General features: G+C 64.7%; 16 protein-coding genes. 5 read left to right on the forward strand and 11 right to left on the reverse strand.

Features of this window, described 5'->3' with window-relative positions; all coding sequences use genetic code 11:
- Window positions 1-98: 98 nt before the first annotated feature.
- On the reverse strand, window positions 99-1,694 hold the full coding sequence (locus ABS45_RS06355) for a DEAD/DEAH box helicase (protein WP_291554216.1): 1,596 nt from the start codon (window positions 1,692-1,694) through the stop codon (window positions 99-101).
- 230 nt (window positions 1,695-1,924) lie between these two features.
- On the reverse strand, window positions 1,925-2,503 hold the full coding sequence (gene orn / locus ABS45_RS06360; RefSeq protein WP_291554218.1) for an oligoribonuclease: 579 nt from the start codon (window positions 2,501-2,503) through the stop codon (window positions 1,925-1,927).
- Between orn and ABS45_RS06365 the strand changes: the two genes are divergently transcribed.
- The 4 genes from ABS45_RS06365 to ABS45_RS06380 all read left to right on the forward strand — a co-directional run bounded on the left by ABS45_RS06365 (window position 2,502) and on the right by ABS45_RS06380 (window position 6,773).
- Window positions 2,502-3,824: a M48 family metallopeptidase gene (locus ABS45_RS06365; protein WP_291554220.1), complete on the forward strand. Its 1,323-nt coding sequence runs from the start codon at window positions 2,502-2,504 to the stop codon at window positions 3,822-3,824. The two genes, orn and ABS45_RS06365, sit on opposite strands and share 2 nt — an antisense overlap.
- 8 nt (window positions 3,825-3,832) lie before the next feature.
- On the forward strand, window positions 3,833-4,168 hold the full coding sequence (locus tag ABS45_RS06370) for a 4a-hydroxytetrahydrobiopterin dehydratase (RefSeq protein WP_291554222.1): 336 nt from the start codon (window positions 3,833-3,835) through the stop codon (window positions 4,166-4,168).
- Entirely contained in the window at window positions 4,165-5,106 is a 942-nt protein-coding gene (rsgA, locus tag ABS45_RS06375; protein WP_291554224.1) for a ribosome small subunit-dependent GTPase A, read from the forward strand. Before ABS45_RS06370 ends, rsgA begins: the two co-directional genes overlap by 4 nt.
- A 137-nt stretch (window positions 5,107-5,243) precedes the next feature.
- Entirely contained in the window at window positions 5,244-6,773 is a 1,530-nt protein-coding gene (locus ABS45_RS06380) for a catalase (protein WP_291554225.1), read from the forward strand.
- On the opposite strand, the gene hisC is transcribed toward ABS45_RS06380, so the two are convergent.
- The 7 genes from hisC to rpsP form a co-directional block, all read right to left on the reverse strand.
- A complete protein-coding gene (gene hisC / locus ABS45_RS06385) occupies window positions 6,762-7,856 on the reverse strand; it encodes a histidinol-phosphate transaminase (RefSeq protein ID WP_291554226.1) in 1,095 nt (364 codons plus the stop codon). The two genes, ABS45_RS06380 and hisC, sit on opposite strands and share 12 nt — an antisense overlap.
- Window positions 7,857-7,925: 69 nt before the next feature.
- Window positions 7,926-8,906: a CobD/CbiB family protein gene (locus tag ABS45_RS06390; RefSeq protein WP_291554227.1), complete on the reverse strand. Its 981-nt coding sequence runs from the start codon at window positions 8,904-8,906 to the stop codon at window positions 7,926-7,928.
- A gap of 40 nt (window positions 8,907-8,946) precedes the next feature.
- A complete protein-coding gene (locus ABS45_RS06395) occupies window positions 8,947-9,639 on the reverse strand; it encodes a CoA pyrophosphatase (protein ID WP_291554228.1) in 693 nt (230 codons plus the stop codon).
- 88 nt (window positions 9,640-9,727) lie between these two features.
- Window positions 9,728-10,114 carry a 50S ribosomal protein L19 gene (rplS, locus tag ABS45_RS06400; RefSeq protein ID WP_291554229.1) on the reverse strand — a complete coding sequence of 129 codons (387 nt, stop codon included), beginning with the start codon at window positions 10,112-10,114 and terminating at the stop codon, window positions 9,728-9,730.
- 115 nt (window positions 10,115-10,229) lie between these two features.
- The gene (gene trmD / locus ABS45_RS06405) at window positions 10,230-10,985 is read right to left on the reverse strand and encodes a tRNA (guanosine(37)-N1)-methyltransferase TrmD (RefSeq protein WP_291554230.1); all 756 of its coding nucleotides are present in this window, start codon (window positions 10,983-10,985) and stop codon (window positions 10,230-10,232) included.
- Between the two features lie 10 nt (window positions 10,986-10,995).
- Window positions 10,996-11,565 carry a ribosome maturation factor RimM gene (rimM, locus tag ABS45_RS06410; RefSeq protein ID WP_291554324.1) on the reverse strand — a complete coding sequence of 190 codons (570 nt, stop codon included), beginning with the start codon at window positions 11,563-11,565 and terminating at the stop codon, window positions 10,996-10,998.
- A gap of 73 nt (window positions 11,566-11,638) precedes the next feature.
- Window positions 11,639-11,890, reverse strand: a complete 252-nt coding sequence (gene rpsP, locus ABS45_RS06415; protein ID WP_291554231.1) for a 30S ribosomal protein S16 — start codon at window positions 11,888-11,890, stop codon at window positions 11,639-11,641.
- Window positions 11,891-12,029: 139 nt separating this feature from the next.
- Between rpsP and ABS45_RS06420 the strand changes: the two genes are divergently transcribed.
- Window positions 12,030-12,476, forward strand: coding sequence for a hypothetical protein (locus tag ABS45_RS06420; protein WP_291554232.1), 447 nt, complete (start codon window positions 12,030-12,032; stop codon window positions 12,474-12,476).
- Window positions 12,477-12,526: 50 nt separating this feature from the next.
- Here the strand turns inward: ABS45_RS06420 and ABS45_RS06425 are convergent, their stop codons facing one another.
- Together ABS45_RS06425 and ABS45_RS06430 are read right to left on the reverse strand one after the other, a co-directional pair.
- The gene (locus ABS45_RS06425; protein ID WP_291554233.1) at window positions 12,527-13,537 is read right to left on the reverse strand and encodes an inorganic phosphate transporter; all 1,011 of its coding nucleotides are present in this window, start codon (window positions 13,535-13,537) and stop codon (window positions 12,527-12,529) included.
- A gap of 31 nt (window positions 13,538-13,568) precedes the next feature.
- Complete coding sequence (locus ABS45_RS06430) at window positions 13,569-14,216, reverse strand: DUF47 domain-containing protein (RefSeq protein ID WP_291554234.1); 648 nt, start codon at window positions 14,214-14,216, stop codon at window positions 13,569-13,571.
- Window positions 14,217-14,322: the final 106 nt, after the last annotated feature.

Consider the following 14,322-nt stretch of genomic DNA (forward strand, 5'->3'; position numbering starts at 1 on the left):
GAAGCCCTGCATTATTGGCGAGAAGCCCTCGCTCCAGAACGGCAAAAGCCGGCCTGCCCCGATGGGGCAGGCCGGCTTTTTCTGATTTGCGTTGGGAATCAGCGCATGCCGCGTGAACGGGATGCACCGGCACGGCCACCGGTGCGTGGCCGTTCGCGGTTCTGCGATTCGCCGCGGCGGCCGGCCGGCGCAAACCGCCCTTCGCCAAAGGCCGCCTGCGGACCGCGTTGGTCGTCCCTACGATGGCTGAAACCTTCGCGGCGCTGGCCGCCGCCATACCCCGGCCGACCACCACCATGGCCCCGGCCTGCGCCTTCCGGCCGGCGAGCGTGCATCGGCTGCGGCGGGCGCTGCGTGGGCTCCAGCCCCGGCACCACGGCAGTTTCAAACGGCTGGCGGGTAAAGGCTTCGATATCGAAAATGCGGCGGCGATCGCGGAATTCAGCGAAGGTGACAGCCTGACCCTGGCGCCCGGCCCGGCCCGTGCGGCCGATGCGGTGCGTGTAGTCCTCGGCCTTCATCGGCAGGCCGAAATTAAAGACGTGGGTGATGGTGGGCACATCAATACCGCGTGCCGCGACGTCGGTGGCCACCAGAATCTGCACCTCGCCGCGGCGCAACGCCATCAGGCGGCGGTTGCGCAGACCCTGGCTGAGCGCACCGTGCAACGCGACAGCCGAAAAACCCGCCTGCTGCAAATCGCCAGCCAATGCGTCGCACTCGATCTGCGTGCTGGCAAAGACGATGGCCTGGTCCATCTGGGCATCGCGCAGCCAGTGATCGAGCAGCGCGCGCTTGTGCTGCGCGTTGTCCGCCCAGTAGAGCACCTGCTTGATGTTTTCGTGCTTTTCCTGCGGCGAGTCGATCTGCACGCGCTGCACGCCCGAGCCGCCGTCGTGCATCACGCGCATCGCCAGTTGCTGGATGCGCGGCGCAAAGGTGGCCGAGAACATCATGGTCTGATGGCGCTGCGCAGTGAGGCGGTGAACCTCGGCCAGATCATCGGAAAAGCCCAGATCGAGCATGCGGTCGGCCTCGTCGACGACGAGAAACTGCACCTCGTCCAGTTTGAGCTGGCCGGAGCGTTGCAGGTCCAGCAGGCGCCCGGGCGTGGCCACCACCAAGTTGGCATTCTGCAGTTGCGCAATCTGCCGCTGGTAGGGCATGCCGCCGACAACGCTGGCGATGCGCAGACCCTTGCAATGCTGCACCAGGTCAACCGCATCGTGCGCCACCTGCTGCGCCAGTTCGCGCGTGGGACACAGCACCAGCGCACCCGGCACAGCGGGCTCGAAATGGCGCGCCATCAGGGGATTCTTGCGCTTGGGGCGCTTGGGCAGCGGCTGGCCCTTGGCCTCGGCCTCGGCGCAGGCGCGTTCGAACGCGGCGCGCCCCTGGGCTGCTTTCTGCTCATGCTGCGCCAGCAGGGTATGGAGCACCGGCAGCAGGAAGGCGGCCGTCTTGCCGCTGCCCGTCTGGCTGGAAACCATGAGTTCAATGAAGCCATCCTGGCTGGCGCCCTGGCCCATGGCCAGCGGAATCACCTTGGCCTGCACGGCCGTGGGATCGGTAAAGCCAAGGCTGTTCACGGCCTGCAGCAGTTCGGGCGCAAGGCCCAGGGGAACGAAGCCGCTCGCGGCAACAGAAGGGGAAGCAGGCGCGTCAGCGCCCGCAAGGATTGCGGTGTCTGTCATGGTGATGGAGGCCGCGCGGATATTGCCCGCGCCAGCCGTCAGAGGGTCATGAAAAAACATCAACCATCTGACGGGAACCGAATGCTCGTCACGAGCGCCCGGATGGGCCGTTCATGCTGGCGGCTATGCCAGCGACCCGGTGTGAGAAGGGAGATGCACAAATTGCGCTGTTTCGCGCAAGCCGGCTATTGTCGCACGATCAGGGTTTACCCGCAAGTGCCAAACGCGGTTCAGGCCTGCAGAAAGTGCCTTCGGTAATGTTCCAGCTCGTCGATGGACTCATGCACATCCGCCAACGCGGTGTGCTTCTGCGCCTTCTTGAAGGACTCGGCAACGGCAGGCTTCCAGCGCTTGGCCAGTTCCTTGAGCGTGCTGACGTCGATGTTGCGGTAGTGAAAATACGCCTCCAGTTTGGGCATGTACTTCACCAGAAAACGCCGGTCCTGCCCTATGGTGCTGCCGCACATCGGGGTGCTGTTCTTGGGCACGTAGCGCTTGATGCATTGGAGTATCTCTTCCTCGGCTTGCGCTTCGGTGAGCGTGGAGGCGCGCACCTTGTCGATCAAACCACTCTTGCCATGCGTGCCTTTGTTCCAGGCGTCCATGGCGTTCAGCAGCGCATCGCTCTGGTGGATGACCAGCACCGGGCCCTCCACGCGGGGTGTGAGCTGCGGGCCGGTGATGATGATGGCAATCTCCAGCAGGCGCTCCTTTTCGGGCTCAAGGCCCGACATTTCGCAGTCCAGCCAGACCAGGTTCTGGTCGGATTTGGCCAATGCCGCTGATGCGGTCAAAGTGGGTTCAGTCATGGCCGCCATTGTCGCCCAAGGCATGCCCTACACTGGCACCCCCATGCCATCACTGCTCTCTCCTTCGCTGCTGTTCACCTACCTGTTTGCTGCGGCGCTCGTCGCCGGGCTGCTGCTCAAGGTCTGGCTGGCCAGTCGCCAGATACGATCGGTGGCGCAGCATCAGGGCGAAGTGCCGACCGCGTTCGCCGGCCACATCAGCCTTGCCGCCCACCAGCGCGCGGCGGGCTACACCATTGCCAAGACGCGCCTGGGCCTGCAGGAGCTGGCCGTCTCCAGCGCAGTGCTGCTGGGCTGGACGCTGCTGGGCGGCCTGAATGCGCTCAACCAGGCGCTACTCGGCTGGCTCGGCGGTGGCATGTGGCAGCAGCTGACGCTGCTCGCGTGCTTCGCCCTGATCGGCGGGCTCATCGACCTGCCCTTGGGCTGGTACAAGACCTTTGTGGTTGAGCAGCGCTGGGGTTTCAACCAGATGACCCCGGGACTGTGGCTTTCGGACCTCGCCAAATCGACGCTGGTGGGCGCGCTGATCGGCCTGCCGCTGGCCGCGCTGATCCTATGGCTCATGCAGGCGGCCGGCGCACTCTGGTGGCTCTGGGCCTGGGGCGTGCTGGTGGCCTTCAATCTGGTGATGATGGTGGTCTACCCGTTGTGGATCGCGCCGCTGTTCAACCGCTTCCAGCCGCTGGAAGATGAAAACCTCAAGAGCCGTATCGCGGCACTGATGCAGCGCTGCGGCTTCAAGGCCAGTGGTTTTTTCGTCATGGACGGCAGTCGGCGCAGTGCGCACGCCAATGCCTATTTCACGGGGCTGGGTCGCGCCAAGCGGGTAGTGTTCTTCGACACGCTGCTCAAGCAGCTCTCGCCCGACGAGGTGCAGGCAGTGCTGGCGCATGAGCTCGGCCACTTCAAGCACAAGCATGTGCTGCGCCGCATGGTCGGCCTGTTTGTCATCAGCCTGCTCGGCTTCGCGCTACTGGGTTGGCTTGCCACGCGTGGCTGGTTCTACACCGGCCTGGGCGTGCAGCCCAACCTCACGCTGGACGGCAGCGCACCGAACAACGCGCTGGCGCTGCTGCTGTTTATGCTGGCGCTGCCGGTGTTCACCGTCTTCGTCACGCCGCTGCTGGCCCAGCTCTCGCGCCGCGACGAGTTCCAGGCCGATGCCTATGCGTCAGCGCAGGCCAGCCGCAACGATCTGCGCAGCGCCCTGCTCAAGCTCTACCAGGACAACGCCTCCACGCTCACGCCCGACCCCGTGTACGCTTCGTTCTATTACTCCCACCCTCCGGCCAGCGAGCGCCTGGCGCATCTGGCCTGAGCCATACCATGACTTCTTCTTTCCCTAAAAAAGACTGGTCTACGCAGACCAGACGTGCGCTGACAGCTACGGAAGTCGTAACACAACTGGCGGACCTCAGCGGCTGGGCGCTGCAAGGCGACGGCGCGCAGGTGGCCATTGCCAAGACCTACCACTTCGCCAATTACTTTGAAACCATGGCCTTCGTCAATGCCGTAGCCTTCATCGCGCATGCGCAGGACCACCACCCTGACCTCTCTGTGCACTACAACCGCTGCGTCGTGAGCCTGAATACGCACGATGCAGGCGGCATCTCGGCGACTGACATCGAGTGCGCACGCAAGATGGACGCCTTGCTGGTGTGAGCGCCTCCACCGGCCTGGTGGTGGCCGCGCATGGCCGCCACTGCGTCGTCGAGACGCCCGACGGCAAGCGGCGCATCTGCCATCCGCGCGGCAAGAAAAGCCTGGCTGTCGTCGGCGATCAGGTGCTCTGGCAAAGCGCTCGCCACGGTGATGGCGAAGGCACGGTAGAGCAGGTGCTCGAACGCCGCAACCTGCTCTACCGCCAGGACGATGTCCGCAGCAAATCCTTCGCGGCCAACCTCGATCAGGTGCTGATCCTGCTGGCAGCCGAGCCCGTATTCTCCGAAGGCCTGCTGGCGCGCGCACTGATCGCCAGCGAGGCGGCCGGCGTCACCCCGTTGATCGCACTCAACAAAAGCGATCTGGTCACGCCATTCGCCACCGCCTGGGAACGGCTCTGGACCTACCGCCACATGGGAGGTGATGGCACAGGCGCGCACCATTACCGCGTGCTGCCGCTTTCGCTCACGCAGTCGGGCGCGGTCGATCGCAAGGCCCTGCTCGCGCTGCTCACGGGCAAGACCACGCTGGTGCTCGGCCCCTCGGGTGCGGGCAAGAGCACGCTGGTGAATCTGCTCGTGCCGGGTGCGGCGGCGCAAACGGGCGAGATCTCACAGGCCCTCGGCTCGGGCAAGCACACCACCACCACGACCACGTTGTACTGGCTGGATGGCGAGCGGCGCAGCGCGCTGATCGACTCGCCGGGCTTTCAGTCCTTCGGTCTTAACCACATCGCAGCCACGGATCTTGCGCGGCTGATGCCTGACATGGCCTTGCACCTGGGCGGCTGCCGCTTCTACAACTGCACCCACCTGCATGAGCCCGGCTGCGCGGTGCTGTCGCAAGTGGCCGAGGGGCGAACGCCAGGCCTCATCAGCCCGCTGCGCCATCGCATCTACCGCGAACTGTTCGCAGAGCTGGGCACCAGGCCCTATTGAGGGTAGTTCGCCGCACGCAAAGAGACTCTTGCCTATCGCAGCGATCAAGAATATTCAACCACCAGGCGCCCGCTTTTTCTTACGATGCTCCCATCGGTTTCGCCGATCTTTGCAAACCTTGTCTGTTGGAGCCACTCATGCAGGAAAAATCCCCCAAGTGCCCCGTCACCCACCTGACGACCGACTTTGGCGCCCCGGTGGCCAGCAACCGCGACAGCCTGACGGCAGGCAGCCGCGGCCCGCTGCTGGCGCAGGACGTCTGGCTGAATGAAAAACTGGCCAACTTCGTGCGCGAGGTCATCCCCGAGCGGCGCATGCATGCCAAGGGCTCGGGGGCTTTTGGCACCTTCACGGTGACCAAGGACATCACCCAGTACACCCGCGCCAAGATCTTCGAGAAGGTGGGCAAGCAGACCGAAATGTTCGCCCGCTTCACCACCGTGGCCGGCGAGCGCGGCGCGGCCGATGCCGAGCGCGACATCCGCGGCTTTGCCCTGAAGTTCTACACCGAGGAGGGCAACTGGGACATGGTGGGCAACAACACGCCGGTGTTCTTCATCCGCGACCCGCGCCAGTTCCCCGACCTGAACAAGGCCGTCAAGCGCGATCCGAAAACCAATCTGCGCAGCGCCACCAACAACTGGGACTACTGGACGCTGCTGCCCGAAGCGCTGCACCAGATCACCATCGTCATGAGCGAGCGCGGCATTCCGGCGAGCTACCGCCACATGCACGGCTTTGGCTCGCACACCTACAGCTTCTGGAACGCGGCCGGCGAGCGCTTCTGGGTCAAGTTCCACTTCAAGACGCAGCAGGGCATCAAGAATTTGACCGACGCCGAGGCCGAGGCGCTGATCGGCAAGGACCGCGAAAGCCACCAGCGCGACCTGTTCGACGCCATTGCCCGCGGCGACTTCCCCAAGTGGACGATGTACGTGCAGGTCATGCCCGAGGCTGATGCCGACAAGGTGGCCTACCACCCGTTCGACCTGACCAAGGTCTGGCCGCACGCCGACTACCCGCTGATCGAGGTCGGCGAGTTTGCGCTGAACAAGAACCCCGAGAACTTCTTCCTGGACGTGGAGCAGTCGGCGTTCTCGCCCAGCAACCTGGTGCCGGGCATCGGCGTCTCGCCAGACCGCATGCTGCAGGCGCGGCTGTTTAACTACGCCGATGCGCAGCGCTACCGCCTGGGCGTGAATCACCAGCGGATCCCGGTGAACAAGGCACGCTGCCCGGTGCACAGCAACCACCGCGACGGCAGCGGCCGGGTGGACGCCAACTATGGCGCAGCCCCGCACTACGAGCCCAACAGCTTTGGCCAGTGGCAGGCGCAGCCTGAATTTGCCGAGCCGCCTTTGCGCATCAGCGGCGACGCCCAGCATTGGAGCTTCCATGAGGACGACAGCAACTACTTCCAGCAGCCAGGCGACCTGTTCCGCCTGATGACTCATGCCCAAAAGCAGGCGCTGTTTGGCAACACTGGCCGGGGCATGGGCGACGCGCCCGAGTTCGTCAAGCACCGCCATATCCGCAACTGCCATGCCGCTGACCCGGCCTATGGCGCGGGCGTGGCCAAGGCGCTGGGGCTGGATCTGGCGCGCGCGCTGGCGTCGAAGAAGGACGACCCGATGTTTGGCAATTCGCTGGTAGCGCTACCGGTTTGACCCCAGAAGCGCCGTCAACGCCTGCACCAGCGCATCGCACTGCGTCGGCGTGCCGATGCTGATGCGCAGATAAGGTGCAATGCGCTGCGGCCGCGCGAAGTGGCGCACCAGCACCGCGCGCTCGCGCAGCTGCGCCGCCAGCTGCGCGCCATCGCACTCGGGGTGGCGCACGAAAAGGAAATTGGCCTGCGAAGGCAGCACCTCAAAGCCCAGGCGCGCAAGCGCCTGCGCCAATCCATCACGGCTGCGCATGACGGCATGGCGGGTTTCATCAAAATACGTCACGTCCTGCACCGCAGCGCGAGCGCCGGCCTGGGCCAGTCGGTCAAGTGGGTAGGAGTTGAAGCTGTCTTTCACGCGCGTGAGCGCATCGATCAGCGGCGACTGCCCGAAGGCTGCACCCACCCGCAGCCCGGCGAGCGAACGCGACTTGGACAGGGTGTGCACCACCAGCAGGTTCGGATGGCACGCCACCAGCCCGACCGCGCTCTCGCCGCCGAAATCCACATAGGCTTCGTCCACCAGCACCAAGCGCTGCGGGCAGGCAGCCAGCAGCCGCTCGATCTGCGCAAGCGGCAAACCCATCCCCGTGGGCGCGTTCGGGTTGGCCAGTGCGATGCCTGCGCATGGCCCTTGCGCGGCGCGCGCGGCCAAGGCGTCCACATCGACCGCCAGCCCGGCATCCAGGGGCTGCAGTTCAGCGCTGATACCCCACAGCCCGCAGTACACGCGGTAGAAGCTGTAGGTGATGTCCGGCATCAGAAGCGGCTCGCCTGCATGCTGGAAAAACGCGAAGAAGGCATGCGCCAGCACTTCGTCCGAGCCATTGCCCACGAAGACCTGATCCGTCTGCAACCCATGAGCGACTGCCAGCGCCTCGCGCAGCGCAAGCGATTGCGGATCGGGGTAGAGCTGCAGGCCCTCGCGTGCGGCTGCCTCGATGGCCGCAATGACACGCGGCGACGGCGGGTAGGGGTTTTCGTTGGTGTTGAGTTTCACCAGACCGGCGATGCGCGGCTGCTCGCCAGGAACGTAGGGCTCAAGCCGGCCAACGATAGGACTGCACAGTGATGGGATAGGCACGCAGATTATCCTGATTTGATAGCTATCAGCGCATGCTGCAAAAGCGCTGGTGGCGATTTTTACTTGTTTTCAGCCCAGCAGGCGCGCCAGCGTCAGCAAGGCCAGCAGCAGCATCCAGACCACGACCGATCGCCACACCAGGCCGACCACGCTGCGCAGATGTGCCGCCTGCGGCTCCTGCCCGGGCGTGGCATCGCTGTCGCCGAGCGCGCCGCCGGCCTCAAAGCCGGCGTCCGCCGCACCCCGCCCACGCAATGCGACGCCGCCCAGGCGCACGCCTATGGCACCAGCCGTTGCGGCCAGCACCACGCCATCGTTGTCCCCCGGAAAGCGCTGCGCGTGAAAGCGCCAGCCTTCGATCGCGTCCTCGAAACTGCCGACAACGGCGAAGCACAGCGCGGTCAGGCGCGCAGGCAGCCAGTCGATCACCGTCCATGCCCGCTCTGCCGCCTGCACCAGCGACTGGCTGGGCGGATGTTCCGGCAATGGCACGCCCGCGCCCCAATGGCGTGCCGCGAACTCCGCCATGCGATACAGCACCGCCCCGCTGGGACCCAGCCCCAGCGCCGCAAACCCGGCAAACCACGCCAACACGCCAAACACATGGCGATGCGCGGCGATCACCGAGTACTCGATGACGTGGCGCACGATCTCGCTGCGCGGCAGTTGATCCACTTCCACCTGCTTCCAGTGCGCGAGCGCTTGGCGCGCTCGCTGCACATCGCCTTCTTCAAGGGCATCACGGATCGCGGTGAAATGGTGGCTGAATTGGCGAAAACCCAGCGTGACGTAAAGCACGGCGACATTCCAGACCAGCGCCAGAGGCCAGCCCACCCAATGCAGCAGCGCCCAATACACCACCAGCGCCATCAGTGGCGGCACCGCCACCGCCAGCGTCCAGGTAATCCAGCCGTGCGACAGACTGCCGGCGTCGAAATTGCGCCGCGCCGACAGCGCCCATGCACGCAAGCCCTCGTGAATGGGATTGCTGCGCGCCAAGGGGCGCGCCTGCTCGATCAGCAGCGCCAGCAAGATGGCAAAAAAACTCATGCAGGCAATGATAGCGAGCCGCGCCCGCCGAACGCGCTCGTCAGGCGCTCATGAAACGGTAGAAGTTGCGCAGCATGCCCGCAGTGGCGCCCCAGATGAAGCGAGTCCTGCCGCCATCCTGGTAGGGCATCGCATACCACTCACGGCGCTGCCCCTGCCATTCAAATGCCTGACGCCGATGGTGCGCGGGGTCGAGCAGAAATTGCAGCGGTACCTCGAAGATATCCGCCACCTCGTCCGGATTGGCGTGCAGGCGCGCCCCGGGCCTTACCAGCGCCACGACCGGTGTCACGATGAAGGACGAGCCCGTCACATAGGCCGGCAAGCTGCCCAGCACCTCGACCCCGTCGCTGTCCAGCCCCACTTCTTCGTGCGCCTCGCGCAGCGCGGTTGCCGCGGCATCCCTGTCCTGCGGGTCACTGCGCCCGCCCGGGAAAGCCACCTGCCCCGAGTGCGTGGACAGATGCTGGGTGCGCTCCGTAAGCAACACCGTGGGGCGCGCGTGCAGCACGATGGGCACCAGCACCGCTGCATGGGCAGGCGCACGGTCCAGGAACTTGGGCTCGCGCTGAATTTCCGGCACCCAGTGCGGCGGGGCGGCAAAGCGCTGGCGCAGCGCGGCGACGGTCTGCGCCGCGTCAGCGACCGGTGGCAGCCCATCCGGTTCCCCCACGAACGGCAACGCGCGCGGATCAAAACGCGGAAGCGTGAAAGGAGCGGCGGACTTTTGCACGGAACCTCAAAAAACAAAAACCGCTACAGGCCTGCGCGCTGTAGCGGCTTCGGGTGCGCTGCCAGCATGATCGTGGCAGCCAAGCCCATCAGGCTTGAGTAGCGTCGCTGACCTTGACGCGCGAAGGCAGCTTTTCCTTGATGCGCGCCCGCTTGCCGCTCAGGCCGCGCAGGTAGTACAGTTTGGCGCGGCGCACATCGCCACGGCGCTTGACTTCAATCTTGGCGATCAACGGGCTGTAGGTCTGGAAGGTGCGCTCCACCCCTTCGCCATTGGAGATCTTGCGCACGATGAAGCTGCTGTTCAGGCCGCGATTGCGCTTGGCAATCACCACGCCTTCGTAGGCCTGCATGCGCTTGCGCGTGCCTTCGACCACGTTGACGCTGACGATCAGCGTATCCCCCGGGGCAAAATCCGGGATCTGGCGGTTCAGGCGGGCAATTTCCTCTTGCTCGAGGGTCTGGATCAGGTTCATGGTGTCATCCATCGATCATGCCCGCGCCAAAATTGGCAGCGGCGCCCCGATTGGCGCCTTTGGTAGGCCATGGCCATTGCCACGGCGGCCGGGTAGAGGATCGAAAAGCTGTTGATTATAGCAAGCGCAGCCGGGTTTCGTCATCCTCTGTCAGCCGCCCCTCGGCGCGCGCCGCGTCCAGCAGGTCGGGGCGCAGCTGGCGCGTCAGGCGCAGCTGCTGACCGCGGCGCCACTGCGCGATCTGCGCGTGGTTGCCAGAGAGCAGCACCGCCGGGACGTCGTGCCCCTGCCACGTTTCAGGCCGGGTGTAGTGCGGGCAATCGAGCAAACCATCGAGCTGCGGGCTGAAACTGTCCTGCCTGGCGCTGTCCTCATCGTGCAGCACACCCGGCTGCAGGCGGGCCACGGCGTCGAGCAGCGCCATGGCCGCGACCTCGCCACCAGAGAGGACGAAATCGCCCAAGCTGATCTGTTGCCGGACATGGGCATCGATGAAACGCTGATCGATGCCTTCGTAGCGGCCACACAGCAAAATCGCACCACTGCCGCCCGCCCAGTCCTGCACACCCGACTGACTGAGCCTCTGCCCCACGGGAGAAAACAGCACCAGGGGCGCCTGCATCTCAGGCGCTTCATTGCGATCGGCGCGAACGGCCGCCAGGCAACGTGCCAGCGGCTGCGCCATCATCACCATACCCGGGCCGCCGCCAAACGGTCGATCGTCGACACGGCGGTAGTTGCCCTCGGCATGATCGCGCGGATTCCACAGCCGCACCGCCACCTGCCCCGAGGCATAGGCGCGGCGCGTGACACCACTGGCAAGAAAAGGCGCGAACAGCTCGGGGAACAGCGTGATGAGGTCAAAGCGCACGCCGGGGCCTTCAATAATCGGGCTGCCAATCGACCGTGATGCGCCGACCCGCGAGATCCACCTGGTCGATGAAGGCTGAAACAAAGGGGATCAGGCGCTCGCAGGGCTTGCCACCGTGCTCGCCCGCCAACACCAGCGTGGTCTGCGGCCCCGAAGCGAGCAAATCCCGGACGCTGCCCAAGGTCACCCCTTCACGGTTGATCACCGCAAGGCCGATCAGGTCCACCCAGTAGTACTCGTCATCCTGCGTCCGCGGGAAGGCCGAGCGGGCAATGAAAATGCGCGCGCCGCGCAGCCGATCAGCCTGTGCCCGGTCCTGCACGCACTGCGCCTGCGCCACCACCGCATCGCCGTGCGGACGTGCCTGCTGCACCTCAAGGCTCACGCAACGCTCGAACGGGCTCTTCGCCCCGCGCTCTGCCGGCAGCAAAAACCACTGCGGCGCCGCCAGCAAAGCGTCGGGTGCGCTGCTGAAGGGCACCACCTTGAACCAGCCCTTGACACCCCATGCCTCGCCCACGCGACCGACCTCGATCGCGTCGTCCGGCAGTTCGGCAAAGGGCAGTTCAGGGAAATCCATCATGCGCGTTGAAAAGCAAAACGGGCCCGTCAGTGCAACCGACGAAGCCCGTGCTGGCTGGCGCCAGGAACGATCAGGCGGCCTGCTTGCCGGCCTGGCGGATCAGGCGATCCACGGTGGGGGACGCTTGCGCACCCACGCTCTTCCAGTAGGTAATGCGGTCTTGCACCAGACGCAGGCTTTCCTCGCCGCCCTTGGCGGAGGGGTTGTAAAAGCCCACGCGCTCGATGAAGCTGCCGTCACGGCGCACGCGCTTGTCGGCCACGACGATGTTGAAGAACGGACGGCCCTTGGCGCCGCCGCGGGAGAGTCGAATCACGACCATGGTTGAATCCTTTGGGTGGTTGCCGCTGACGTTGCGGCAGTTCTTGCTGCGCTTGAGACACGCGACTGACCACCCGGTCAGCGACACGCTGCAAAGCCCGGCATTATAGCGAAATCATTTCGGGGGAATAATCGCACCCATGAAAAACAAGACCCTCACCACCTGGCTTGCCTTCCTTGGCGGTCCGCTCGGCCTGCATCGCTTTTATCTGCGCGGCCTGGGCGACTGGCTCGGCTGGATGTTCCCCATCCCTACCGCCCTCGGAATCGTCGGCATCGAGCGCATCCAGCAGCTCGGCGTGGATGACCAGCTCAGCTGGGTGCTGATCCCGCTGCTGGGCCTGATCATCGCCGTCTGCGCGCTGACGGCCATCGTGTACGGCCTGATGCCGCAGGAGCAATGGAACGCACGCTTCAACCCGGGCGCAGCGCCGGAGCATCCGGCAGGACGCACCTATTGGCTCACGGTAATGGGCGTTGCCACCGCGCTGCTGGTGGGGGCGGGGGTATTGATGGCGACGATTGCCTTTGGCTTCGAGCATTTCTGGGAATACCAGCTCGAAGAGGCTCGAAAAATATCACAATAAACCCGGTTTTCACTTTCCAGCAAAGCGTGAACAGCTATCGTATTGATATCTCAATACATCTGCAGACTCACCCAGTAGGCAATGCCGGCGATGAATGCACTCGCCGGAATGGTGAGTATCCAGGCCCAGACGATATTGCCCGCCACCCCCCAGCGCACGGCGCTGGCGCGCTGGGTGGAGCCAACGCCGACGATGGCGCCGGTGATGGTGTGCGTGGTCGATACCGGAATGCCAAGCCAGGTGGCAAGGAACAGCGACAGCGCCCCGCCCGTCTCCGCGCAAAACCCGCCCACAGGCTTGAGCTTGGTGATCTTCTGCCCCATGGTCTTGACGATGCGCCAGCCGCCAAACATGGTGCCCAGGCCCATCGCGCTGTAGCAGGTCACAATGACCCAGATGGGCGGCTCGGCATCGCCGGCGGAGGCGTACCCGGTCGCGATCAGCAGCAGCCAGATGATGCCTATGGTTTTCTGCGCGTCGTTGCCGCCATGCCCCAGGCTGTAGGCGCCGGCCGAGATCAGCTGCAAGCGCCGAAACCAGCGGTCGATGCGCTGCGGACGCGCGCGCCGCAGAACCCAGGCCATGAGCACCATCATCATTGACCCGAGGATGAAGCCCAGCAGCGGCGAGATGAAGATGAACGCGACGATCTTGAAGATGCCGCTGGCCACCAGCGCGCTTGCGCCCGTCTTGGCAATCACCGCCCCGACGATGCCGCCGATCAGCGCGTGCGAGGAGCTGCTGGGGATGCCGTAATACCAGGTGATGATGTTCCAGACGATCGCGCCCACCAACGCGCCAAACACGATGTGTGTGTCAACCACGTGAATATCGACAATTCCCTTGCCGATGGTGGCTGCGACACTCAGGTGAAACACGAAGATCGCAACGACGTTGAAGAACGCCGCAAAAACCACGGCCTGCGACGGCTTGAGCACGCCGGTGGAGACAACGGTGGCAATCGAGTTGGCCGCGTCGTGAAAGCCGTTCATGAAATCGAACGCGACAGCCAGACCAACCAGCAGAATCACGACCCAGAGGGCGGCCTGAACGGTTTCCATGGTGCAGGGAAAGTGATGACGAAGCGATGCTTCAGGAGTTTTCGAGGATCACGCCCTCGATGTGGTTGGCCACATCCTCGCATTTGTCCGTCACCGTCTCCAGCAACTCGTAGATTTCCTTGAGCTTGATGATCTCGCGCGCATCCACCGCTTCGCGAAACAGCTTGCTCATGGCGCTGCGCAGCACGCGGTCGGCCTCGCCTTCGACACGATCAATTTCCTCGCAGACCTTGAGCGCACGCTCCGTTACTGCCGGCTCCGCGATGCGCCCCAGCATGCGCACCGCATCACGCACCAGGCCGCAGCAGGTGACGCACAGCTGCGTTAGGTGCCGGATTTCTTCGGTCACATGCTGCAAGTCATAGAGCGCCATGGCTTCGGCCGTGTCCTGCAGCAGGTCGGCCACGTCATCCATGGTGTTGATGAGTGAATGGATCTGCTCGCGATCGATGGGCGTGATGAAGGTGCGGTGCAAGGCCCGGTTCACCTCGTGCGTCACGCGATCGGCAGCGCGCTCGGCATCGTCAACCTCCTGCTGGTGGCGCTCGCGCTGGTGCGGGACAGCATAGTCCGTAACCAGTGAGGAAAACGCTTCCACGGCCTCCACGATGCGATCGGCATGCTGGTTGAACAACTCGAAAAAATTGCCCTCGCGGGGCAATAATTTTCCAAACAGCATGCAGGCTCCTCGTGGGAAGGACTTGTAAGGCAGCGGACCGCGCATGGTATGGCTCGGACCGCGAGAAGCTGCAATTTTACTCGGGGTAACCCCGGGGTTCGGCAAG

The sequence above is a fragment of the Comamonas sp. SCN 65-56 genome, from assembly GCF_001724135.1.
Classification (GTDB): domain Bacteria; phylum Pseudomonadota; class Gammaproteobacteria; order Burkholderiales; family Burkholderiaceae_C; genus Comamonas_C.